The organism is Actinomyces denticolens (assembly GCF_002072185.1).
Taxonomy (GTDB): domain Bacteria; phylum Actinomycetota; class Actinomycetes; order Actinomycetales; family Actinomycetaceae; genus Actinomyces; species Actinomyces denticolens.
This window is the reverse complement of the sequence record NZ_MVIW01000001.1, coordinates 54,291-76,601: the sequence shown is the minus strand read 5'-3', so window position 1 is coordinate 76,601 and position 22,311 is coordinate 54,291. Positions and strand designations below refer to the sequence as shown.

At 71.5% G+C, this 22,311-nt stretch carries 18 protein-coding genes, 4 tRNA genes and 1 pseudogene; 20 read left to right on the top strand and 3 right to left on the bottom strand.

Annotation, left to right across the window (positions count from 1 at the left end):
- Positions 1-55: 55 nt before the first annotated feature.
- Positions 56-131 (bottom strand) — tRNA-Val (locus B1H55_RS00350).
- A gap of 158 nt (positions 132-289) precedes the next feature.
- Between B1H55_RS00350 and B1H55_RS00345 the strand changes: the two genes are divergently transcribed.
- The 4 genes from B1H55_RS00345 (at position 290) to uvrC (ending at position 2,804) form a co-directional block, all read left to right on the top strand.
- Positions 290-362: transfer RNA gene (locus B1H55_RS00345), tRNA-Gly, on the top strand.
- 40 nt (positions 363-402) lie between these two features.
- Positions 403-473 (top strand) — tRNA-Cys (locus B1H55_RS00340).
- A gap of 1 nt (position 474) precedes the next feature.
- Positions 475-546: transfer RNA gene (locus B1H55_RS00335), tRNA-Val, on the top strand.
- A gap of 77 nt (positions 547-623) precedes the next feature.
- Positions 624-2,804, top strand: coding sequence for an excinuclease ABC subunit UvrC (gene uvrC, locus B1H55_RS00330; RefSeq protein WP_073451882.1), 2,181 nt, complete (start codon positions 624-626; stop codon positions 2,802-2,804).
- 173 nt (positions 2,805-2,977) lie between these two features.
- Here the strand turns inward: uvrC and B1H55_RS12735 are convergent.
- Positions 2,978-3,160, bottom strand: a pseudogene (locus B1H55_RS12735) (HAD hydrolase family protein); the annotation flags it as partial.
- A gap of 214 nt (positions 3,161-3,374) precedes the next feature.
- On the opposite strand from B1H55_RS12735, the gene B1H55_RS00320 reads away from it, so the two are divergent.
- The 3 genes from B1H55_RS00320 to B1H55_RS00310 all read left to right on the top strand — a co-directional run bounded on the left by B1H55_RS00320 (position 3,375) and on the right by B1H55_RS00310 (position 7,791).
- Positions 3,375-5,276: a beta-glucoside-specific PTS transporter subunit IIABC gene (locus B1H55_RS00320; RefSeq protein WP_077241130.1), complete on the top strand. Its 1,902-nt coding sequence runs from the start codon at positions 3,375-3,377 to the stop codon at positions 5,274-5,276.
- A gap of 62 nt (positions 5,277-5,338) precedes the next feature.
- On the top strand, positions 5,339-6,778 hold the full coding sequence (locus B1H55_RS00315) for a glycoside hydrolase family 1 protein (protein WP_073451888.1): 1,440 nt from the start codon (positions 5,339-5,341) through the stop codon (positions 6,776-6,778).
- A gap of 164 nt (positions 6,779-6,942) precedes the next feature.
- Positions 6,943-7,791, top strand: coding sequence for a PRD domain-containing protein (locus tag B1H55_RS00310; protein ID WP_073451890.1), 849 nt, complete (start codon positions 6,943-6,945; stop codon positions 7,789-7,791).
- 129 nt (positions 7,792-7,920) lie between these two features.
- Here the strand turns inward: B1H55_RS00310 and purT are convergent, their stop codons facing one another.
- Positions 7,921-9,183, bottom strand: coding sequence for a formate-dependent phosphoribosylglycinamide formyltransferase (gene purT, locus B1H55_RS00305; RefSeq protein ID WP_231952971.1), 1,263 nt, complete (start codon positions 9,181-9,183; stop codon positions 7,921-7,923).
- A 135-nt stretch (positions 9,184-9,318) separates the two neighbouring features.
- Here purT and rapZ point away from each other — a divergent pair, with 135 nt between their 5' ends.
- From rapZ to B1H55_RS00240, 13 genes are all read left to right on the top strand, one after another.
- Positions 9,319-10,323, top strand: coding sequence for an RNase adapter RapZ (gene rapZ / locus B1H55_RS00300; protein ID WP_073451892.1), 1,005 nt, complete (start codon positions 9,319-9,321; stop codon positions 10,321-10,323).
- A 3-nt stretch (positions 10,324-10,326) separates the two neighbouring features.
- Positions 10,327-11,334, top strand: a complete 1,008-nt coding sequence (locus tag B1H55_RS00295) for a gluconeogenesis factor YvcK family protein (RefSeq protein WP_073451894.1) — start codon at positions 10,327-10,329, stop codon at positions 11,332-11,334.
- A 53-nt stretch (positions 11,335-11,387) separates the two neighbouring features.
- Complete coding sequence (whiA, locus tag B1H55_RS00290) at positions 11,388-12,368, top strand: DNA-binding protein WhiA (RefSeq protein ID WP_073451896.1); 981 nt, start codon at positions 11,388-11,390, stop codon at positions 12,366-12,368.
- 266 nt (positions 12,369-12,634) lie between these two features.
- Positions 12,635-13,642: a type I glyceraldehyde-3-phosphate dehydrogenase gene (gene gap / locus B1H55_RS00285; protein WP_073451898.1), complete on the top strand. Its 1,008-nt coding sequence runs from the start codon at positions 12,635-12,637 to the stop codon at positions 13,640-13,642.
- 161 nt (positions 13,643-13,803) lie between these two features.
- A complete protein-coding gene (locus B1H55_RS00280) occupies positions 13,804-14,997 on the top strand; it encodes a phosphoglycerate kinase (protein ID WP_073451900.1) in 1,194 nt (397 codons plus the stop codon).
- Positions 14,998-15,052: 55 nt separating this feature from the next.
- Positions 15,053-15,835 (top strand): triose-phosphate isomerase, encoded by a 783-nt coding sequence (gene tpiA / locus B1H55_RS00275; RefSeq protein WP_073451902.1) that lies wholly within the window; start codon positions 15,053-15,055, stop codon positions 15,833-15,835.
- Positions 15,836-16,066: 231 nt separating this feature from the next.
- Positions 16,067-16,309, top strand: a complete 243-nt coding sequence (secG, locus tag B1H55_RS00270) for a preprotein translocase subunit SecG (protein WP_073452028.1) — start codon at positions 16,067-16,069, stop codon at positions 16,307-16,309.
- Positions 16,310-16,362: 53 nt separating this feature from the next.
- The gene (locus B1H55_RS00265; protein ID WP_096519575.1) at positions 16,363-17,334 is read left to right on the top strand and encodes a site-specific tyrosine recombinase XerD; all 972 of its coding nucleotides are present in this window, start codon (positions 16,363-16,365) and stop codon (positions 17,332-17,334) included.
- A gap of 44 nt (positions 17,335-17,378) precedes the next feature.
- A complete protein-coding gene (locus B1H55_RS00260; protein WP_073451904.1) occupies positions 17,379-18,242 on the top strand; it encodes a ParA family protein in 864 nt (287 codons plus the stop codon).
- Complete coding sequence (locus B1H55_RS00255) at positions 18,232-19,104, top strand: segregation and condensation protein A (protein ID WP_371836557.1); 873 nt, start codon at positions 18,232-18,234, stop codon at positions 19,102-19,104. The genes B1H55_RS00260 and B1H55_RS00255 overlap by 11 nt, the downstream gene beginning before the upstream one ends.
- Positions 19,101-19,760, top strand: coding sequence for an SMC-Scp complex subunit ScpB (scpB, locus tag B1H55_RS00250; RefSeq protein ID WP_080461499.1), 660 nt, complete (start codon positions 19,101-19,103; stop codon positions 19,758-19,760). The genes B1H55_RS00255 and scpB overlap by 4 nt, the downstream gene beginning before the upstream one ends.
- Positions 19,757-20,761 (top strand): pseudouridine synthase, encoded by a 1,005-nt coding sequence (locus tag B1H55_RS00245; protein WP_080461498.1) that lies wholly within the window; start codon positions 19,757-19,759, stop codon positions 20,759-20,761. The genes scpB and B1H55_RS00245 overlap by 4 nt, the downstream gene beginning before the upstream one ends.
- On the top strand, positions 20,758-21,990 hold the full coding sequence (locus tag B1H55_RS00240; protein ID WP_080461496.1) for a prephenate dehydrogenase: 1,233 nt from the start codon (positions 20,758-20,760) through the stop codon (positions 21,988-21,990). The genes B1H55_RS00245 and B1H55_RS00240 overlap by 4 nt, the downstream gene beginning before the upstream one ends.
- The last annotated feature ends 321 nt before the right edge of the window (positions 21,991-22,311 follow it).

Sequence of the window (22,311 nt, the reverse complement as noted above, 5' to 3'; positions counted from 1 at the left end):
TCGGGGGCGTGGAACGCGTTGGGGCCCGGACTGCGAAGTCCGGGCCCCAACGTGCTGGTGGGCGATACTGGAATCGAACCAGTGACCTCCTCGGTGTGAACGAGGCGCTCTAACCCCTGAGCCAATCGCCCGATGCGCACTCAGATTAGCCAGAACTGGTCGCACCCGGCAAACGGGGCTCCGGTGAGGTGAGTCACCGCCATGTCATTTGCGCGGGTGCGGAGGTGGGGTGATATGGTTGCGCAGCACCGAGCGATCCGGCGTTGAGTCGGGGAGAACGGGCAGACATGCGGATGTGGCTCAGTTGGTAGAGCATCACCTTGCCAAGGTGAGGGTCGCGGGTTCGAGTCCCGTCATCCGCTCCGAGGAGCCGGGCGGCCACCCAGCCCCCAGCATCTCACTGGTGGGTTGGCCGAGAGGCTAGGCACCGGCCTGCAAAGCCGTTTACACCGGTTCGAATCCGGTACCCACCTCGGGCGATTGGCGCAGCGGTAGCGCGCTTCCCTGACACGGAAGAGGTCACTGGTTCGAACCCAGTATCGCCCACTCGCAGCCCGCCCCGCCCGGACCCCACGGTCCGGGTTTTTCTGTCCGTCCCCGGGCTGCGGGAGTGAGGCACCGGCATGGCAGACCCCTCGACGTACCGGCCCGCCGCAGGCGAGATCCCCACGTCGCCCGGCGTCTACCGCTTCCTCGACCCCGAGGGCCGTGTCATCTACGTCGGCAAGGCCAAGAATCTCCGCGCGCGCCTGAGCAACTACTTCCAGGACCTGGCCGCTCTCCACCCGCGCACGCAGAAGATGGTCACCACCGCCTGCGCTGTCGAGTGGACCGTTGTGGCCACCGAGGTGGAGTCGCTCGCCCTGGAGTACTCCTGGATCAAGGAGTTCAACCCGCGCTTCAACGTCATGTACAAGGACGACAAGTCCTACCCCTACCTCATGATCTCGCTCGGCGAGGAGTTCCCCCGCGCCCAGGTCGTGCGCGGCGCCCGCAAGCGCGGCGCCCGGTACTTCGGCCCCTACGTCCAGGCCTGGTCCATCCGCGACACCCTCGACCAGCTCCTGCGCGTCTTCCCCGTCCGCTCCTGCTCCGCCGGTGTCTTCCGCCGCGCCAAGGCCGCCGGCCGCCCCTGCCTCCTGGGGTACATCGACAAATGCTCCGCCCCCTGCGTCGGCCGCATCTCCGCCCCCGACCACCGTGCCCTGGCCGAGGACCTCTGCTCCTTCCTCGCCGGGCGCACCGGGCCCTATCTGCGCGAGGTCGAGTCCCAGATGCGCGCCGCCGCCGGCGCCCTCGACTTCGAGAAGGCCGCCCGCCTGCGCGACGACGCCGCCGCGCTGCGCAAGGTCATCGAGCGCAACGCCGTGGTCCTGCCCGACGCCACCGACGCCGACGTCTTCGGCCTCGTGCGCGACGAGCTGACCGCCGCCGTCCAGGTCTTCCACGTCCGCGGCGGGCGCATCCGCGGCCAGCGGGGCTGGGTCATCGACACCCCCGACGACGCCACCGACGCCGATCTTATCGAGCGCCTCATCCAGCAGGTCTACGCGGACCTCCTCGACCCCGGGGACACCGGCGCCCCCGAGACCTCTCCGCCCGAGCCGGCCGCGCCTACCACCGCTCCCGTCTCCGGTCCCACCACCTCGGTCGGCGTCACCGGGCGGGCGCTCGCCTCCCCGGCCCCGCGCGCCCGACGCGAGGACGAGCCCACGCCCAGGCGCGCCGAGGCCGCGGCCACCAGCGTCGACGACGTCGCCCACACCTCCACCACCGCCGTGCCCCGCGAGGTGCTCGTCCCCGTCCTGCCCGACGACGCCCCCGCCGTGCGCGCCTGGCTGGCCGGACTGCGCGGCGCCGCCGTCGACCTGCGCGTCCCCGCCCGGGGGGACAAAGCGGCCCTCATGGGGACCGTGCGCAAGAACGCCGAGGAGGCCCTGCGCCTCCACAAGACCCGGCGCGCCGGCGACCTCACCCAGCGCTCCGCGGCCCTCGACGAGCTCGCCGAGGCCCTCGACATGCCCGAGGCGCCCCTGCGCATCGAGTGCTACGACATCTCCCACACCCAGGGCACCCACCAGGTCGGCTCCATGGTGGTCTTCGAGGACGGCGCCCCCCGCAAGTCCGACTACCGCCGCTTCATCATCCGCGGCGAGGACGGCGGTGGCGCCACCGATGACACCGCCGCCATGAGCGAGGTCCTCACCCGCCGCTTCAAGCGCCTCCTCGCCGAGCAGGGCCGCGGAACGGACGAGTTGAGCGCGGCGGAGGCCGCCGAGCAGATCGAGGACGTCGAGGGCGTCGCCGTCGCCTCCGGGCCCATCGATCCCGAGACCGGGCGGGCCAAGCGCTTCTCCTACGCGCCCGGCCTCGTCGTCGTCGACGGCGGGCTGCCGCAGGTAGGGGCCGCCCGCGCCGTCCTCGACGAGCTCGGCATCGACATCCCCATCGTCGGCCTGGCCAAGCGCCTCGAGGAGATCTGGGTGCCCGGCGACGACTTCCCCGTCATCCTGCCGCGCACATCGCCCGCGCTCTATCTCCTCCAGCACCTGCGAGACGAGTCGCACCGCTTCGCCATCACCCATCATCGGGCCAAGCGCTCCGCCAGCATGACCCGCTCCGTGCTCGACGATGTCCCCGGCCTCGGACCCGCTCGCCAGGCGGCGCTGCTCAAGGCCTTCGGATCGGTCAAGCGCCTGCGCGCCGCCAGCGTGGAGCAGATCGGCCAGGTCAAGGGGATCGGCCCGGCCCTCGCCGCCACCATCCACGAGCACCTGGGCGGTAGGGGCGAGCCGGCGGGGTGAAGTCGGGCGGGGCGTAGAGCCCCGGGTTCGCCTCCAAGTAGGAAGTGAGGCCCTGTTCGCGCAGGAAGTCCACTGCCTGCCGGCGCTGCTCGGCGCTCAGATGGCTGTGGAGGTATCACTTCGCCGTCGTCCTCCGCATAACCGCCGTTCCCTCCGATCATGCCGTGCAGGCCGAGGTTCCACAGCGCCGGCGGCATCTCGGCCCGGGAGCGCCCCGTGCAGGCGTAGAGCCGGTGGCCGGCCGCCCGAGCCCGTCGCAGTGCCCGTGCCGCCGAGGCCGAGATCGTGCTCTCATAGGTGACGAGCGTGCCGTCGACGTCGATCAGGAGGATCCTGGTCGTGGCTGGAATGCCCATGGTTCCCTCTTCCCGGGGTGTGACGTGCAGCATGTGGGGGTGCTCTTGTCATGCCAAGAGCGTTCCGCCTATCGTCATCCGTGGGCAATAGCCCACCAGGATTGTGACCCGCCAGGGGCAAGACCTGAGACGCCTCGCGCCGTGCCGCGCGATGAGCGCCTCGGGTCTTTTTTGTTGCCCCGGCGCGGATCATGGGAAGGCAAGGAGGCTCCTCATGACAAAAGTCGATTACGCGGCAATGGCGCCGGACCTGCTCGAGCTGATCGGGGGAGAGGAGAACGTCTCCGCGCTCTCCCATTGCGCCACCCGCATGCGATTCGTCCTCAAGGACGTCTCCAAGGCGGACACCAACGCGATCAAGAGCATGAGGGGCGTGGTCACCGTGGTGCAGGCGGGCGGCCAGTATCAGGTGGTCATCGGCAACGATGTCCCACTGCTCTTCGCCCAGATGCAGGCGCTCCTGCCGGGGCTAGGCGCGGACAAGGGCGATGACGACGAGGCCGGGACGGCGCCGAGGCGCAACCCGCTGGACGCCTTCATCGCCCTCGTCTCAGCGATCTTCTACCCGGTGCTGTGGACCCTGGCGGGAACCGGCCTCTTCAAGGCCTTCCTCGCCATGTTCGCCACTTTCGGCTGGATCGATGAGGCCTCGGACACCTACACGGTGCTCTACGCCGCGTCCGACGCCTTCATGAATTTCCTCCCCCTCGTTCTCGCTGTGACGGCGGCGCGTCATTTCAAGGCCAATCAATTCACCGCGATGGCGATCGGAGGAGCGCTGGTCTACCCCTCGATCGTCGCGATGAACGACGGCGGCTCCCACACCTTCCTCGGCATCCCGCTGGTCATCATGAGCTACACATCCTCGGTGCTGCCCATCATCGTGGCCGTGTGGGTGCAGAGCCATGTGGAGAGGGTCTGCGACCGGGTCTTCCCCAGTGCCCTCCGCAACTTCATGACGCCCTGGGCCACCGTGCTCGTCATGGTCCCCCTCACCCTGCTCACCATCGGTCCGCTCACCACCACCGTCGCCAATGGCATCGCCACGGGCGTCCAGTGGCTGTTCATCCACGTCCCGCTTCTCGGCGGCATCGTCATCGGAGGGTTCTGGCAGGTCTTCGTCATGTTCGGCCTCCACTGGGGCCTCGTGCCCATCATGACCCAGGAGATCACCACCAACGGCTACTCCCTCATCTACGGACCCATCGAGGCCGCCGTCCTCGCCCAGGCCGCCGCCGGCCTGGCCGTCATGCTCCGCAGCCGCCGCGCCGAGGTCCGCGAGCTCGCCGGCCCCGCCTCGCTGTCCGGCTTCCTGGCAGGCGTGACCGAGCCGATCATCTACGGCATCAACCTGCCCCGTAAGCTCCCCTTCTACTTCGGCATCCTCGGAGGCGCCGTCGGCGGGGCCATCGGCGCGCTCGCCGGGGGCCGGGTCTCGCAGCCGGGGGTCTTCCCCTCGCTCATCGGGATTCCCGCCTACCTGGAGACCCCGCATCTTCTGCTGTGGGCCATCGGCGTCATCGTCGGTGTCGCCGTCGCCTTCATCCTCACCTTCATGTTCGGCGGGAAGGACGATGCCGATGCCGCGCCGGGGGAGCAGTCGGGCGGACCCGCCGGGTCCGCTGCGACCACCGGCCCCAGCGCCGCCCCCGCAGCCGAGCCCACCAACGCCCTCGTCGCCCCCGTCGGCGGTTCCGCCGTCCCGCTGGAGCGGGTCAAGGACCCGGTGTTCTCCTCGGGCGCGCTGGGCAACGGCGTCGGCATCGTCCCGGCCTCCGGCCTCCTGGCCGCGCCGGCCGCGGGGACGGTCGTCACCGCCATGGAGACCGGGCACGCCTTCGGCATCAAGACCGACGACGGCATCGAGATCCTCATCCACGTTGGCATCGACACCGTCAACCTCAAGGGCGCCGGTTTCACGCCGCGCGTCGCCGTGGGCGACCGCGTGAGCGCCGGTGACCCGCTCGTCGTCGTCGACCTCGGGGCGGTGCGCGCCGCCGGCTACGACACCACCACTATCGTCGTCGTGACCTCCACCGCCGGCCTGGGCGCCGTCGTGCCCGTCGTCGACGGCGATGTGCGCGCGGGTGAGACCATCATCGAGATCGACCACTGACATCCCGCCGGCCCCGGCGGCAACGGACCATGACCAACCGCGAACGACCAAGGAGACAGAGAATGACAGGAACAACCACGTTCACGCCCCGATTCCCCGAGGGATTCCTCTGGGGCGGCGCCACCGCCGCCAATCAGATCGAGGGCGCCTACGACGCCGACGGCAAGGGGCTGTCCATCCAGGACGTCATGCCCAAGGGCATCATCGCCCCCCGCACCGAGAGGCCGACCCCGGACAACCTCAAACTCGAGGCCATCGACTTCTACCACCGCTACGCCGAGGACATCGCCCTCTTCGCCGAGATGGGCTTCAAGGTCTACCGCTTCTCCATCGCCTGGTCCCGCATCTTCCCCCACGGCGACGAGGCGGAGCCCAACGAGGCCGGCCTGGAGTTCTACGACCGCGTCCTCGACGAGCTCGAGAAGCACGGCATCGAGCCGCTCGTGACCCTCAGCCACTACGAGACCCCGCTGCATCTCGCGGAGGCCTACAACGGCTGGACCGACCGGCGCCTCATCGGCTTCTACGAGCGCTACGCCCGTACGGTGATCGAGCGCTACGGCCACCGAGTCAAGTACTGGCTCACCTTCAACGAGATCAACTCCGTGCTCCATGCGCCCCTCCTGTCGGGGGGCATCAACACGCCCAAGGAGCGGCTCGCGCCCAAGGACCTCTACCAGGCGATCCACCACGAGCTCGTCGCCTCGGCGAGCGCCACGAGGATCGCCCATGAGATCAATCCGGCCATCAAGGTCGGGTGCATGGTCATCGGCGTGCCGATCTATCCGCTGACCCCCGACCCGCGCGATGTGCTCGCCTGCCTGGAGGCCGACCACGCCAATCTCGCCTTCTCCGATGTCCACGTGCGCGGCGAGTACCCCGGCTACCTCCTGCGGACCCTGGCCGAGAAGGGCATCGAGCTCGACATCGCCGAGGGCGACCTGGCCACCCTCAAGGAGCATACGGTGGACTTCGTGTCCTTCTCCTACTACATGTCCGTGTGCGACACCGCCACCCAGGCGGTGGGCCAGGGGCCGGGCAACATCATGGGCGGCGTGCCCAACCCCACCCTCAGCGCCTCGGAGTGGGGCTGGCAGATCGACCCGATCGGCCTGCGCATCATCCTCAACCAGTTCTGGGACCGCTGGGGCAAGCCCCTGTTCGTCGTCGAGAACGGACTGGGGGCGAAGGACGAGCTCATCGAGGGCCCGGACGGCCCGACCGTTGAGGACGACTACCGCATCGCCTACATGAACGACCACCTCGTGCAGGTGGCCGAGGCCATCGCCGACGGCGTCGAGGTCATGGGGTACACCTCCTGGGGCTGCATCGACTGCGTCTCGGCCTCCACCGCGCAGATGTCCAAGCGCTACGGCTTCATCTACGTCGATCGCGACGACGACGGCGCGGGCACCCTGGCGCGCTACCGCAAGAAGTCCTTCGGCTGGTACAAGGACCTCATCGCCTCCAACGGGGCGACGCTCCAGATCGCCGGCCGCTGACGACCGGGCCCGGGCCGGCCCCAGTGCCGGCCCGGGAACCACAGCCGGTACGGGGAGGGGCGCGGGGCGCGCCCACCCCGGGCCTGTGGAGGGCGGACCGGTGTCGGTGCCGTTTTCGACCGGTCTCGGTGGGAGGGGCGGGTGTGGTGTGGCACACTCGGGGAGTGAGAATCCTGCGGGTGTTCAACAACAACGTCGTTCTGGCCCGTGACGCCCTGGGACGGGAGATCGTCGCCACGGGCCGGGGCCTCGCCTTCGGGCGCAGGGCCGGCCAGGACCTCGACGAGTCCCTCATCGCCCGCCGCTACGTCACCGCGCAGGACGCCGGCCTCGTCGGCCAGATGCTCTCCGAGATCCCGCTCGGACGCATCACCCTCATCGAGGAGGTCTTCACCCAGGCGGTCAAGGACCTCGGCGCCACCATCACCTCTGCGGGCCTCATCGCCGTCGTCGACCACGTCCACCAGGCGCTCGAGCGCGCCCGGCGCGGCGAGCGCATGGACTACCCCCTGCGGGCAGAGGTCGCCCACCTCCACCCCGAGGAACTGCGCCTGGCCGAGCGGATGGTGGCCGACCTCAACGCATCCCAGGCCGTGCGCCTGCCCGACGGCGAGGCCTTCGCCCTCGCGCTCCACCTCTTCGCCGCCTCCACCGGGGCCGGTTCCCTCCAGGAGGCCGCGGCGCAGTCCCGGATCGTGGCCCGTGCCATCGACCTGATCGACGGCGCCGCCCCCGGAGGCATCGATCAAGGCTCCATCCATGCCGCCCGGTTCGCCACCCACTTGCGCTACTTCCTCGCCCGCGCCCGCACCGGCGCCCAGATCGACGACGGCACCGCCGAGATCATCGCCGAGTCCCTGCGCGGGCGCTATCCCGAGGCCTTCGGACTCGCCGAGCAGGTGGCCTCCCTTCTCCGGGAGCGGGTCGGGATCGCGGTCCGGCCGGACGAGATCAGCTATCTGGCGATCCATATCGCCCGGCTCCTCGATTCCTCCAGCCCCGCGGGGCGGTAGCGAGCAATACCGGAGTCGCCTGGAACCCTGGAACCACTGTCCCGCGGGATGCGCCTCCTCGGTCGGGCCTGTGGAGGGCGGACCGGTTTCGATGGCGTTTTCGACCGGTCTCGGCGGGAGAAGGGGCGGCTAGAGGAGGATGCGGATGGATTGGGCGGCGCGGGCGGCCCGCTGCCTCGCCTCCTCGACGGTCGCGCCCTCGGCCACCGCCACGGCGAGGCGGCGGCCCTCATGGGCCTCCGGCTTGCCGAAGATCCGCAGATCGGCCCCCGGAATGGCCAGCGCCTCGGCGACGCCGTCGAAGCGGGCGCCCTCGCCCGGCGCCGATGCGCCCGGGGACTTGACGACCGCGGAGGCCCCCGGCGAGCGCAGCGCCGTGTCCACGGGCAGACCCAGGAGGGCACGGGCGTGCAGCTCGAACTCGGACAGGCGCTGGCTCGCCATCGTCACCATGCCGGTGTCGTGGGGGCGCGGCGAGACCTCCGAGAACAGGACCTCCTCGCCGCAGATGAACAGCTCCACCCCGAACACGCCCCAGCCGCCCAGGGCGCCGGTGATCCTCTCGGCCGCCTCGCGGGCGCGCGTCAGCGCGCGGGCCGGCAGGGCCTGCGGCTGCCACGACTCCACGTAGTCGCCGCCCACCTGCCGGTGACCGATCGGCTCGCAGAACGAGGTCACCGTTCCGCCCGTCGCCGCGTCCCGCGAGCGCACGGCGAGCAGCGTGATCTCCGCGTCGAAGCGCACGAGGCCCTCCACGATCACCCGCCCCCGGTCGACCCGGCCCTCCTCGGCGGCGCGCCGCCAGGCCGCGTCCAGATCGTCGGCCGAGCGCACGACGGACTGCCCGTGGCCCGAGGACGACATGACCGGCTTGACGACGCAGGGCAGCCCGACCTCCTCGGCGCCGGCGCGCAGCTCGGCCGCCGAGGAGGCGAAGACGTAGGGGCTCGTGGGCAGGCCCAGCTCCTCGGCTGCCAGGCGCCGGATGCCCTCGCGGTCCATCGTCAGACGCGCGGCGCGCGCCGAGGGCACCACCCGGACGCCCTCGGACTCCAGGGCCTCGAGGGCGTCCGTGGCCAGCGCCTCGATCTCCGGGACCACCACCTGAGCCCCGCTGGAGCGGATCGCCGCGGCCAGCTCGCGCGCGTCCGACATATCGACGGTCAGAGCGCTGTGCGCGACCTGCTGGGCGGGAGCGCCGTCGTAGCGGTCGATGGCGATGACCTCCACGCCCAGGCGCGTCAGCGCGATGGCCACCTCCTTGCCGAGCTCGCCCGAGCCCAGCAGCGCCACCCGGGTGGCGCGCGGCGTCCACGGCGTGCCGAGCGGCGCGGGCGCGTCGGGCACGTCGGGCGGAGCGGCGGGGGAGGGGACGGCGGCGCTGATGCTCATGCGCGTGACTCCTGTGCGTGGGTCCGGGGCCCGAGCTCCCCGGCGGCGCGGGCGGGTCGTCTCGGGGCCCGCCGGGGCTCGATCCCGGTGGGCGGGAGCAGGCTACAGGCCCGCCCGTCATGCCATGCTTGGCCCATGGAGACCCATCGCAAGCCACGGCCCCGGTCCTCCGGCCGCGAGGACGAGGCCGACTACTCCCGGGCCGCCGAGCCCCGCCAGGACACGGTGCCCATCGAGATCCCCCGGATCGATGAGGAGGCGCCGCCCGTGGCCCCCGCCACGAGCCCCCAGATGATCATCGTCACCGGCATGTCCGGGGCCGGCCGCTCCCGGGCCGCCAATGCCCTGGAGGACCTCGACTGGTACGTCGTCGACAACCTCCCGCCCCAGCTGCTGCCGGCGCTGGCGGGCATGATGACGACCGTCGGCGCCGGCGTTCACCGGCTCGCCGCCGTCGTCGACGTGCGCAGCCGGGAGTTCTTCGCCCACTTCATGCGCTACCTCGCCGAGGTCCGCGAGAGCGGGACCAACGTGCGCGTCCTCTTCCTCGACGCCTCCGACGCCGTCCTGGTGCGGCGATTCGAGTCCTCCCGCCGGCCCCACCCGCTGCAGGGCACCTCCTCCATCCTCGACGGCATCGAGCACGAGCGCACGCTGCTGGGCGGGCTCAAGGGCACCGCGGACATGGTCATCGACACCACCGACCTGTCCGTCCACGACCTCGCCCGCCGCGTGCGCGACCTCGTGGCCACCGAGTCCGACCTGGCGCTGCGCGTCAACATCATGAGCTTCGGCTTCAAGTACGGTCTGCCCGTCGACGCCGACCACGTCCTCGACGTCCGCTTCATCCCCAACCCGTACTGGGTCTCCGAGCTGCGCCACCTCACCGGGCGCGACGATCCCGTGGCCGAGTACGTGTTCCGCCAGCCCGGCGCCGCGGCCTTCGTCGACGGGTACGCCGACCTGCTCGCGCCCGCGCTGCCCCACTACGTCGACGAGCTCAAGCCCAACGTCACCATCGCCGTGGGCTGCACCGGCGGCAAGCACCGCTCCGTCGCCTCCGCCGAGCGCATCTCGGCGCGCCTGCGTTCGCGCGGCTTCCGCGTCAACACCCAGCACCGCGATCTCGGACGGGAGTGAGCCATGCCGACCACCATCGACTCCGGGGGCTGGCCCCGGCGCGGCGAGGAGGGCCCCGCCGTCGTCGCCCTGGGAGGGGGCCATGGCCTGTCCGCCACCCTGCGGGCGCTGCGGCACGTGACCAACCGGCTCACGGCGGTCGTCACGGTCGCCGACGACGGCGGCTCCTCGGGCCGCTTGCGCCAGGAGTTCGACTGCCTGCCCCCCGGGGACCTGCGCATGGCGCTGGCCTCGCTGTGCGACGAGTCCGAGTGGGGTTTGACCTGGCGCGATGTTCTCCAGCACCGATTCTCGGGGGAGGGGGAGCTGGACAACCACGCCCTGGGCAACCTCCTCATCCTGGCCCTGTGGCAGCTCCTGGGCGACGAGGTCGAGGGCCTGGGCTGGGTGGGCCGCCTGCTGGGGATCCACGGCCGGGTCATCCCGATGAGCGCCTCCCCGCTGGTCATCGAGGCCGACGTGGTCGACGGCGAGTCCCGGGAGCGGGTGAGCGGCCAGGTCGCCGTGGCCAAGACGCGCGGTCGGCTCGAGAACGTCGCCGTCGTCCCCGAGGACGCCCAGGCCCATCCCGAGGCCATTCACGCCATCGAGGAGGCCGAGTGGGTGGTGCTCGGCCCCGGCTCCTGGTACACCTCCGTCCTCCCCCATGTCATCCTGCCCTCCCTGCGCGAGGCACTGGTCACCACGCGTGCCCGTCGGGCCGTCGTCCTCAACCTCACCGCGCAGAGCGGGGAGACCGACGGCATGACGGCTGCCGATCTGTTGAGGGTGCTGCGCGAGCACGCGCCCGAGCTGCGCCTCGACGTGGTTCTCGCCGACCCCTCCACCGTCGAGGATCTCGACGATCTCGAGGAGGTCGCGGGGGCCATGGGCGCCACCGTGATCCTGCGGCAGGTGCGCACCGGGGACTCCATGTGCAACCATGACCCCTTGCGGCTGGCCGCCGCCTTCCGGGACGCCTTCGACGGCGTGGTGGGCGATGTCGGCATCGGCGGAGCCCTGGGGGACTGAACCCGGGCGCGGCCCAGCCCCTCAGCCAGGCACGAGCGAGGAGAGCGGAAGGTATGTCGCTGACCGTCACCGTCAAGGACGAGTTGGCGCGCGTGAGCGCGGAGAGCACCGCACAGCGCCGCGCCCAGGTGGCGTCGATGCTGCGGTTCGGCGGTGGGCTCCACATCGTCTCGGGGCGCATCGTCGTCGAGGCGGAGTTCGACCACGGCGGGGCGGTCCGGCGCCTCCACCACGACCTCAAGGAGCTCTTCGGCATGGAGCCCGAGGTCCTGGTGGTCCAGGGTGGGTCCCTGCACCGTGGAGCCCGCTACGTGCTGCGCGTGAGCGAGCGGGGCAAGGAGCTGGCGCGCCTGGTCGGTCTCGTCGACGGGCGCGGCCGACCCGTGCGCGGGATGCCCGTGGCCGTCGTCCACGGCGTGCGCACCTCGGCCGCCGCGGCCTGGAGGGGCGCCTTCCTCGCCCGCGGCTCGCTCACCGAGCCGGGCCGCTCCTCCTCACTGGAGGTCACCTGCCCGGGCTCCGAGGCGGCCCTGGCGCTCGTGGGCGCCGCCCGCCGCTTCGACGTGGTCGCCAAGGCCCGCGAGGTGCGCGGCACTGATCGCGTCGTCGTGCGCGACGGCGAGGCCATCGGCGTCCTGCTGGACCGAATGGGCGCCAAGGAGGCCTTCAAGACCTGGGGCGAGAGGCGCAGCCGCCGGGAGTCGCGCGGCACCGCCAACCGCCTGGCCAACTTCGACGACGCCAACCTGCGCCGCTCCGCCCGGGCCGCCGTCGCCTCGGGGGCGCGAGTGGAGAGGGCCTTCGAGATCCTCGGCGACGACGTGCCCGCCCACCTCATCGAGGCCGGCCGTCTGCGCATCGCCAACAAGCAGGCCAGTCTCGAGGAGCTCGGCCAGCTCTCCGACCCCCAGCTCACCAAGGACGCCGTCGCCGGGCGCATCCGCCGCCTGCTCGCCATGGCGGACAAGCGCGCCCACGACCTGGGCATTCCAGATACCGAGTCCGTCCTCACCCCGGACATGCTCGACCTGTAGCCGCGGGCCCCGTCCCGGCGCCCGCACCGCGGGGCCTGGGACGTCCGTCCCCCATGCCGAGGGCGTCACGGCGGGATCACGTCGGCCGCGCGGGGGTCGTTCGCCGAGGGCGTGGACTTGAGTCGCGCCTCACCGCGCTGTGACGGTAGACTCGGCGAGCCGGCCCACGGGACCCCTTGAAAGCTCTTCCGGCGGGCCGGGGCGCATCGATGATGCGCTGGAACTACGTAACCGTGCGCCTCACCGGCGCATTAGGAGGACACAAAGTGACCACCCGCGTTGGTATCAACGGCTTCGGCCGCATCGGCCGCAACTTCTTCCGTGCCGCGCTTGAGCAGGGCGCCGACATCGAGGTCGTCGCGGTCAACGACCTGACCGACAACAAGACCCTCGCCCACCTCCTCAAGTACGACTCCATCCTCGGTCGCTTCGACGGCGAGGTCTCCTTCGACGACGACGGCATCACCGTCAACGGCAAGCACATCAAGGTCCTGGAGCAGCGCGACCCGGCCCAGCTCCCCTGGGGCGAGCTCGGCGTCGAGGTCGTTGTCGAGTCCACCGGCTTCTTCACCGACGGCGAGAAGGCCAAGGCCCACATCGACGCCGGCGCCAAGAAGGTCGTCATCTCCGCTCCCGCGAAGAACGTCGACGGCACCTTCGTCATGGGCGTGAACGACGCCGACTACGACGGCGCGACGATGAACATCATCTCGAACGCCTCGTGCACCACGAACTGCCTCGCTCCGCTGGCCAAGGTCCTCAACGACTCCTTCGGCATCGAGCAGGGCATCATGACCACCATCCACTCCTACACGGGTGACCAGCGCGTCCTCGACGCCCCGCACGGCGACCTGCGCCGCGCCCGGGCGGCCGCGCTCAACATGATCCCCACCAAGACCGGCGCCGCCCAGGCCGTGGCCCTCGTCCTGCCCGAGCTCAAGGGCAAGTTCGACGGCCTCGCCGTCCGCGTGCCCACCCCGACCGGCTCTCTGACCGACCTCACCTTCATCGCGAAGAACGAGGTCTCCGTCGAGGCCGTCAAGGCCGCCGTCAAGGCCGCTGCGGAGGGTGAGCTCAAGGGCGTCCTCGAGTACACCGAGGACCCGATCGTCTCCACCGACATCGTGGGCAACCCGCACCAGTCGATCTTCGACGCGACCGAGACCAAGGTCATCGGCCAGCTCGTCAAGGTCCTGTCCTGGTACGACAACGAGTGGGGCTACTCCAACGCCCTCGTCCGTCTGACCTCCCTGGTCGGCTCCAAGCTCGCCTGAGTCGGCGCACGAGTTGAGCCCACGATCGGGAGGCGCGGCGTCATGAGCACCGTGAGCACCCGATGAGAAGACGCCCGCGCACGCCCAGCGTGCGCGGGCGTCGGCCACCCGTCCTCCATCCACCGTTCACTCGAACGCCACAACACACCTTGAGAGGTTCCATGAAGACCATCGAGTCCCTCGGCGATCTGGCCGGCAAGCGCGTCCTCGTCCGCTCCGACTTCAACGTCCCGCTCGACGCCGACAAGAACATCACCGACGACGGCCGCATCCAGGCCGCCCTGCCCACCCTGCGCAAGCTCCTCGAGGCCGGCGCCAAGGTCATCATCGCTGCCCACCTCGGCCGTCCCAAGGGCCAGGCCAACCCGGACTTCTCGCTCGCCCCCGTCGCCAAGCGGCTGGCCGAGGCCACCGGCGTCAAGGTCGTCCTGGCCGAGGACACCGTGGGCGAGTCCGCCAGGGCCGCCGTCGCCGCCATGAGCGCAGGCGAGATCGTCCTGCTGGAGAACGTGCGCTTCAACGCCGCCGAGACCTCCAAGGACGACGCCGAGCGCGAGGCCTTCGCCGCCCAGCTCGCCGAACTCGCCGACGCCTTCGTCTCCGACGGCTTCGGCGTGGTCCACCGCAAGCAGGCCTCCGTCTACGACATCGCCAAGATCCTCCCGGCCGCCGCCGGGCTCCTCGTGGTCAAGGAGATCGAGTCCCTCGGCCGCGCCGTCAACAACCCCGAGCGCCCCTACACCGTGGTGCTCGGCGGCTCCAAGGTCTCCGACAAGCTCGGGGTCATCGCCAACCTGCTGTCCAAGGCGGATCGGCTCCTCGTCGGCGGCGGCATGGCCTACACCTTCCTCGTCGCCCAGGGCCACGAGGTCGGCACCTCCCTGCTGGAGAAGGACCAGGTCGAGACCGTCAAGGGGTATCTGGAGACCGCCAAGGCCAACGGCGTCGAGCTCCTCCTGCCCGTCGACACCGTCGTCGCCCCGGAGTTCAAGGCCGACGCCCCCGCGACCGTCGTGGCCGCCGACGCCATCCCGGCCGACCAGATGGGCCTGGACATCGGCCCCAAGACCGCCGAGATCTTCGGCCGGGCCATCGCCTCGTCCAAGACCGTCGTGTGGAACGGCCCCATGGGCGTGTTCGAGTTCGACGCCTTCGCCGGCGGCACCAAGGCCGTCGCCCAGGCCATCAGCGACTCCGACGCCTTCAGCGTCATCGGCGGCGGTGACTCCGCCGCGGCCGTGCGCACCCTCGGCTTCGACGAGTCGACGTTCTCCCACATCTCCACCGGCGGCGGCGCCTCCCTGGAGCTCCTCGAGGGCAAGACCCTGCCGGGCATCGCCGTCCTCGAGGGCTGATCGCGCCAGCGCCAGCCGACCCACACCCCAACTGACAACGAAGGACACCACCGCAATGTCGAACCGCACCCCCCTCATGGCGGGCAACTGGAAGATGAACCTGGACCACCTCGAGGCCAACCACCTCGTCCAGGGCATTGCCATGGAGCTCAAGGACGCCGGACACGACTTCGCCAAGTGCGAGGCCGTCGTCATCCCGCCCTTCACCGACCTGCGCACCGTGCAGACCGTCGTCGACGCCGACAACCTGGAGATCAAGTACGGGGCCCAGGACGTCTCCATCCACGACAACGGCGCCTACACCGGTGAGATCTCCACCGCCATGCTCACCAAGCTCGGATGCTCCTACGTGGTCATGGGCCACTCCGAGCGCCGCGAGTACCACAATGAGTCCGACGAGCTCGTCGGCGCCAAGGCCCGCAAGGCCCTCGACGCCGGCATGACGCCGATCCTGTGCTGCGGCGAGGCCCTGGAGATCCGCAAGGCCGGCACGCACGTCGACTTCGTGCTCGGCCAGATCCGCGCCGCCCTCAAGGGCTGGAGCGCCGAGGACGTCGCCAAGATCGTCATCGCCTACGAGCCCATCTGGGCCATCGGCACCGGCGAGACCGCCACCGCCGCGGACGCCCAGGAGGTCTGCGGCGCGATCCGCGCCGCCCTGCGCGAGGACTTCGGCGAGGCCACCGCCGAGGCCACCCGCGTGCTCTACGGCGGCTCCGCCAAGCCCGGCAACATCGTCGAGCTCATGGCCCAGCCCGACATCGACGGGGCCCTCATCGGCGGCGCATCCCTCAAGGCGGACTCCTTCGCGGCCATGTGCCGCTTCTACGCCGCCTGAGCGCTACCGGGCGCCGCGCATGCGGCCGCGGCCTTATGACCGGCACGCGGCCGGCGCGGCGCCCGTGATGCAACCGCGACCGGGGCCAGGGCGCTTCACAGGAGGCGCTCCCTGGCCCCGGCGCGCGATTCGGGTAGAGTCGGCCGCAGTCATGCCGCGCGACTGCCCGCCTGCGGCACCTCCCGGCTCCTCGCGGCCCTGCCGCGGATCCCCCAAAGAAAGGACGACGGCGTGGACATCCTCCGCATCATCCTCCAGGTGCTCCTCGTTCTGTCGAGCTTCTTCCTCATCATGTCGATCCTCCTGCACAAGGGGAAGGGCGGCGGCCTGTCCGACATGTTCGGCGGCGGCATCTCCTCCTCGGCCGGCTCCTCCGGCGTCGCCGAGCGCAACCTCGACCGCATCACCGTGGGCGTGGGCCTGGTGTGGGCCGTGACGATCATCGGCCTCGGGCTCCTGGTGAAGTTCTCCTGACCACCTCATCCGGCCGCGCGGCGCACCCGCGTGGGGACGCCCTCGAGCGATCCCTGCGCGGGTATCTCGCGCATCTGCGGGTCGAGCGGGGTTTGAGCGAGAACACCCTGGCCGCCTATCTGCGGGACCTGTCGCGGTACACCGGCTTCCTGCGGGAACGGGGGATCGAGGACCCCAGCGCCGTCGCCGAGCAGGACGTTTCCGCCTTCTCCCAGGCCATCCGCACCGGCGAGGACGGGGGACGCCCCCTGGCCGCCTCCTCCGCCGCGCGCACCGTCACCGCCGTGCGCGGCTGGCACCGATTCCTCCTCGACGAGGGGACGGCGCCAACGGACCCCTCGGCGGCCGTGCGGCCCCCGCAGGTCGGGCGCCGCCTGCCCAAGGCGCTCAGCGTCGAGGAGGTGCGAGCGCTCCTGGAGGCGGCCGGGATCGACGACTCGCCCGTGAGCCTGCGCGATCGTGCCCTCCTGGAGATCCTCTACGCCACCGGGGCCCGCATCTCCGAGGCGGTCGGCCTCGTCATCGACGATCTCGACGCGGAGACGGGCGTGCTCCGACTCTTCGGCAAGGGCCGCAAGGAGCGCATCGTGCCCATGGGGCAGTACGCCTGGGCGGCGCTCGACGCCTACCTCGTCCGGGGAAGGCCGAGCCTGGCCGCCAAGGGCGGGGGAGCGCCCGAGGTCTTCCTCAACACTCTCGGGCGGCCCCTGTCCCGCCAGACCGCGTGGAGCGTCCTCCAGCAGGCGGCGGCCCGCGCCGGGCTCATCGGCCGGGTTCCCGGTGAGGCCCCCGACGGCGTCGGCGGGGGGGAAGGCGGAGCCGACGGTGCGCAGGCCGGTCGCCATATCTCGCCCCACACGCTGCGCCACTCCTTCGCGACCCACCTGCTCGCCGGCGGGGCCGACGTGCGAGTCGTCCAGGAGATGCTCGGCCACGCCTCCGTGACCACGACGCAGATCTACACGCGGGTGACCGTCGACCACCTCAGGGAGGTCTACGCCACGAGCCACCCCCGGGCTCACTGATGATGCCTACTGATGATTCCAGTACGGTCCGCTACCCTGGCCCTGTGAGTGACTCCAAGCAGCCCGGCCTGATCGACCTTCCCGCCCCTGAGCAGAAGGAATTCCCCGTTCCCGCGCCCCTGGAGTCCCACGGGCCGGCACGGATCATCTCCATGTGCAACCAGAAGGGCGGGGTCGGCAAGACCACGACCACCATCAGCCTGGGGGCCTCCCTCGTGGAGTACGGCCGCAAGGTCCTCATCGTCGATTTCGATCCGCAGGGCGCCGCCTCCGCCGGGCTCGGCGTCAACGCCAACGAGCTCGACACCACCATCTACAACCTGCTCGTGGCCGCCCGCCCCGACATCCTGCCCGTCATCCAGCAGACCTCCATGCCGGGCCTGGACCTCGTGCCGGCCAACATCGACCTGTCCGCCGCCGAGGTCCAGCTCGTCAACGAGGTCGCCCGCGAGCAGGCGCTCGCCCGGGTGCTGCGCCCCGTCGTCGACGACTACGACGCCATCATCGTGGACTGCCAGCCCTCCCTCGGCCTGCTCACGGTCAACGCACTCACGGCCTCGCACGGCGTCATCATCCCGTTGGAAACCGAGTTCTTCGCCCTGCGCGGCGTGGCCCTCCTCGTGGAGACCGTCGAGCGGATCAAGGACCGCCTCAACCCGCGCCTCGACATCGACGGCATCCTCGCCACCATGGTGGACTCCCGCACGCTGCACTCCCGCGAGGTCCTGGAGCGGCTGGAGCAGGCCTTCGGCGAGCGGCTCTTCGACACGCGGATCCGCCGCACGGTGAAGTTCCCCGACGCCTCCGTGGCCGCCGAGCCCATCAACACCTACGCCCCCACGCACGCCGGCGCGGAATCCTACCGGCGCCTGGCCAGGGAGATCATCGCTCGCGGCTGTGTCGCCTGACGGCGCCGGAGAGCCCGGGACCGCGGGGGCTCCCGGGGCCGAGAGGCGTGAGGGCGCCGAGCAGGAGGGGCCCGCCAGGCTCCCCGGTTTCTCCGTCAGCCTGCCCCAGTTCGAGGGTCCCTTCGACCTCCTTCTCAGCCTCATCGCCAGGCGTCGGCTCGATGTCACCGAACTCGCCCTGGCCGAGGTCACCGATGAGTTCATCGCGCATATGCGCGCCGACTGGGACCTCGGACACGCCAGTGAGTTCGTCGTGGTGGCCTCCACGCTCCTGGCGCTCAAGGCCCACCGCCTCCTGCCCCAGATGGACGGCGAGGAGGACGAGGACCTGGAGCTGCTGGAGGCCCGTGACCTGCTCTTCGCCCGCCTCCTGCAGTACCGCGCCTACAAGCGGGCCGCCGCCGCCCTGTCCGCCATGTCCGCCGAGGCGGCCACTGCCCACCCGCGCGTCGTCGCCCTCGCCCCCGAGCTCGCCTCCCTGCTGCCCAGACTCGTGGCCACCGTCGGCCCCGCCGAGCTCGCCCGCATCGCCCTGGCCGCGTTCAACCGCCCCGACGCCCCGGGGGTGCAGACCGTCCACCTCCACGAGGCGGTCCCGGTCAGCGAGCAGATCACCGTGCTCGCCCAGCGCCTGCGCGCCGCTGGGACGCTCACCTTCTCCGAGCTCACGGGCGACGCCGAGCGCGTCGCCGTCGTCGTGGCCCGCTTCCTCGGTCTGCTCATCCTCCACCGGCAGGGCAGCGTCGACCTGGAGCAGGGGGAGGCCATGGGCGAGATCACGGTGACATGGTGCGGCGGGGAGGACGATCTGGCGGGCATCATGGCCCCGGACATGGACGGCCTGGGGGAGGAGTTCTCATGAGCGGGGATGATGCGGCGGCGCAGGCCGCCCCGGGGGCCGACGGCGAGGGGGCGCCCGCGGCCGGCGCCGTCGCGAGCGATGAGCTGCTGGCCGCGGCCGAGGCGGTGCTCGTCGTCTCCGATGAGCCCGTGACGCCCGCCGCGCTCGGCGGGGCCCTGGGGCTGGGGGCCGAGGAGGCCGAGGCGCTGCTTCAGGCCCTGGCCGCCGAGTACCGGGGCGAGTCCGCAGGGGCGGCCGGGGCGGCCGGACGGCGGCGCGGCTTCATCCTGCGGCGCGTGGCAGGGGGATGGCGCCTCGCCTCCGCGCCCGAGCACGCGGGGATCGTCGAGGGCTTCGTCATCGGCGGAGCCTCCGCGCGCCTGTCCCAGGCCGCCCTGGAGACCCTCGCCGTCGTGGCCTACCGCCAGCCCGTCACTCGCGGGCGCATCGCTGCGATCCGCGGGGTCAACGTCGACGGCGTCGTGCGCACCCTCCACGCCCGCGGGCTCATCGAGGAGGCCGGCAATGAGACCTCCGGCGCGATCCTCTACCGTACGACCAACGAGTTCCTCGAGTACCTGGGGATCGACAGCCTCGACGAGCTGCCGCCCCTGGCACCCCAACTCCCGGACGCCTCCCAGCTGGAGGACATCGAGCACGAGACGGAGACGCGATGAGCACCCGCGGCCACAGCACCGGCAACGACGATCTCCCCCTGGGCGATTTCGGCGTCGAGGAGTTCTACGACGAGGACGACATCGAGGAGCTCGGCGCCGCCGCCCTGACGCCCGAGGAGATCGCCGCCTTCGACGACGGCGCCATGGCCGAGGACGAGGAGGCCCGGCTCGCCGACGAGCGCCGCAGGGCCTCCCGGGGCGGCGAGGACGACCCGCACGTCGACTCCGGGCAGCGCCTCCAGAAGGTCCTCGCCCACGCCGGCGTGGCCTCCCGCCGGGCCTGCGAGGCGATCATCGCCGCGGGCCGCGTGAGCGTCGACGGCGTCGTCGTCACCGAGGCCGGGGTGCGCGTGGATCCCGCCCGCCAGGAGATCCGCGTGGACGGATCGCGCATCCTGACCAACCCCGATGTGCTCACCGTCATGCTGCACAAGCCCGCCGGCGTCGTGACCACCATGGAGGACCCCGAGGGGCGGCCCACCGTGGCCGAGCTGGGGGAGCGGTACGTGGCCGAGCACGCCGACGAGTTCGGGCAGGGCGGCTCCGGCGGGGCGAGCGGGCGCATCAGGCTCGTTCATGTGGGGCGCCTCGATACCGACACCGAGGGTCTGCTCCTGCTGTCCAACGACGGCGAGCTCTCCCACCGGCTCATGCACCCCAGTTACGAGATCTCCAAGACCTACGTGGCGATCGTCCAGGGGAGGGTCGAGCCGTGGGTGCCCCGCAAGCTCAAGCGCGGCATCGAGCTCGAGGACGGCCCCATCCGCGCCGACCGCGTGGTCATCAAGGACTCCGGGCCCGCGGGCTCGATCCTGGAGATCACCCTGCACTCCGGGCGCAACCGGATCGTGCGCCGCATGTGCGACGCCGTCGGGCACCCCGTCGTCCGGCTGTCCCGCACCAGGCTCGGGCCATTGGCGCTCGGCGGCCTCAAGCCCGGCGCCATGAGGGCTCTCACCGGTGAGGAGATCGCAGCGCTCCAGAGGGAGGTCGGACTATGAGCGGATCGGAGGAGCGCCTCGCCCGCGCGAGCCGACCCGGCCAGGGGGCCGGGGAGGCCACGGCGGGACCCGGGGGCGCCGCGGCGCGCCCTCCCGCCGCCACGCGCGGTCCCGTGCTCATCATCGGCACCGGACTGCTCGGCACCTCGCTCGCGCTCGTCCTGCGAGCGGCCGACGTGCCCGTCCAGCTCCAGGACACCTCGCCCACCTCACTCGCCCTCGCCCGGGACATGGGCGCCGGCGCAGTGAGGAGCGAGGGGGACCCCGAGCCGGCGCTCGTCGTCGTCGCCACCCCACCGGATGTGGCCGCGCAGGTGGTGGTCGGGGCCCTGGAGGATCACCCCGGGGCGGTGGTCACCGACGTCGCCTCCGTCAAGGCGCGCGTGGGCGCGGAGGTGAGGGCCCGGGCCGGTGCGGCGGCCTCCCGCTACGTGGGCTCGCACCCCATGGCCGGCCGGGAGCGCTCGGGGGCCTCCGCCGCCGACTCCGACCTCTTCGCGGGCCGCCCCTGGGTGATCGTCGCCGACGGCGCCGAGCCGGCCGCCGAGATCGCCGTGCGCAACCTTGCGATGGACGCCGGGGCGGCGCCGGTGCGACTGGGCGCCGCCGAGCACGACGACGCCGTCGCCGCCGTCTCGCACATGCCGCAGTTGATCTCCTCCCTCGTCGCCGCCCGTCTCGAGGCGCTGCCGGAGGCGGCGCTCGAGCTCGCGGGCCAGGGCATCAGGGATGTCACCCGCATCGCAGCCTCCGATCCCCGGCTGTGGTCCGCGATCGTCGTGGGCAACGCCGGTCCCGTGGCCGGGCTGCTGCGGGACCTGCGCGATGACCTCGACGCGCTCATCAGGGGGATCGAGCCGGCCACCGTCGACGCCGCCAGCGAGGAGTACACCGCCCCGGGCAGGGCCGAGGCGATCGCGCCCGGCGCCGTCAGCGCCATCACGGACGTCATGAGTCGCGGCAACGCCGGTCGGGCCCGTATCCCCGGCAAGCACGGCGGGGCGCCCAGGCGCTACGCGGAGGTGCAGGTCCTCGTCCCCGACGAGCCCGGGTACCTCGGCCGCCTGTTCACCGACGTCGGCGAGGCGGGGGTCAATATCGAGGACTTCGCCATGGAGCACTCCGCCGGGCAGAGCGCGGGCCTGGCCATGATCTCCGTGCTGCCCAGCGCCGCCCAGTCCCTGGAGGCCGCGCTGGATGAGCGGGGCTGGCGGGTCGTCGTCGCCTGAGGCGGGGCGGGCCTCGGCCCGCAGATACCGTCTCAGCCCGCAAACACGCCCTCACACCGGAGATACCGTCTCAGCCCGCTCATGCGCCCTCATTCTCGCAGTTCGAGGGCGCAACGTCGGGCCGAGACGGTTTCTGAGGGCCGAGACGGTTTCTGCGGCGTGAGAGAGCGCCCGGGTCGAGGGGCGAACCTCCGCCGAACCGGTCTCGATCGCCACTTCGACCGGTTTCGATGGCGTTTTCGACCGGTCTCGGTGAGGGAGGGGAGGGGATGGGGCGGCTTTGGCGCGAGCGCGGGGGAATATGGGACGCTTGGCCAGTTG

Coding starts and splice junctions, on each gene's coding strand:
- uvrC (WP_073451882.1), top strand. CDS start 624: ATGGCAGACCCCTCGACGTACCGGCCCGCCGCAGGCGAGATCCCCACG.
- B1H55_RS00320 (WP_077241130.1), top strand. CDS start 3,375: ATGACAAAAGTCGATTACGCGGCAATGGCGCCGGACCTGCTCGAGCTG.
- B1H55_RS00315 (WP_073451888.1), top strand. CDS start 5,339: ATGACAGGAACAACCACGTTCACGCCCCGATTCCCCGAGGGATTCCTC.
- purT (WP_231952971.1), bottom strand. CDS start 9,183: ATGAGCATCAGCGCCGCCGTCCCCTCCCCCGCCGCTCCGCCCGACGTG.
- rapZ (WP_073451892.1), top strand. CDS start 9,319: ATGGAGACCCATCGCAAGCCACGGCCCCGGTCCTCCGGCCGCGAGGAC.
- B1H55_RS00295 (WP_073451894.1), top strand. CDS start 10,327: ATGCCGACCACCATCGACTCCGGGGGCTGGCCCCGGCGCGGCGAGGAG.
- whiA (WP_073451896.1), top strand. CDS start 11,388: ATGTCGCTGACCGTCACCGTCAAGGACGAGTTGGCGCGCGTGAGCGCG.
- B1H55_RS00280 (WP_073451900.1), top strand. CDS start 13,804: ATGAAGACCATCGAGTCCCTCGGCGATCTGGCCGGCAAGCGCGTCCTC.
- tpiA (WP_073451902.1), top strand. CDS start 15,053: ATGTCGAACCGCACCCCCCTCATGGCGGGCAACTGGAAGATGAACCTG.
- scpB (WP_080461499.1), top strand. CDS start 19,101: ATGAGCGGGGATGATGCGGCGGCGCAGGCCGCCCCGGGGGCCGACGGC.
- B1H55_RS00245 (WP_080461498.1), top strand. CDS start 19,757: ATGAGCACCCGCGGCCACAGCACCGGCAACGACGATCTCCCCCTGGGC.
- B1H55_RS00240 (WP_080461496.1), top strand. CDS start 20,758: ATGAGCGGATCGGAGGAGCGCCTCGCCCGCGCGAGCCGACCCGGCCAG.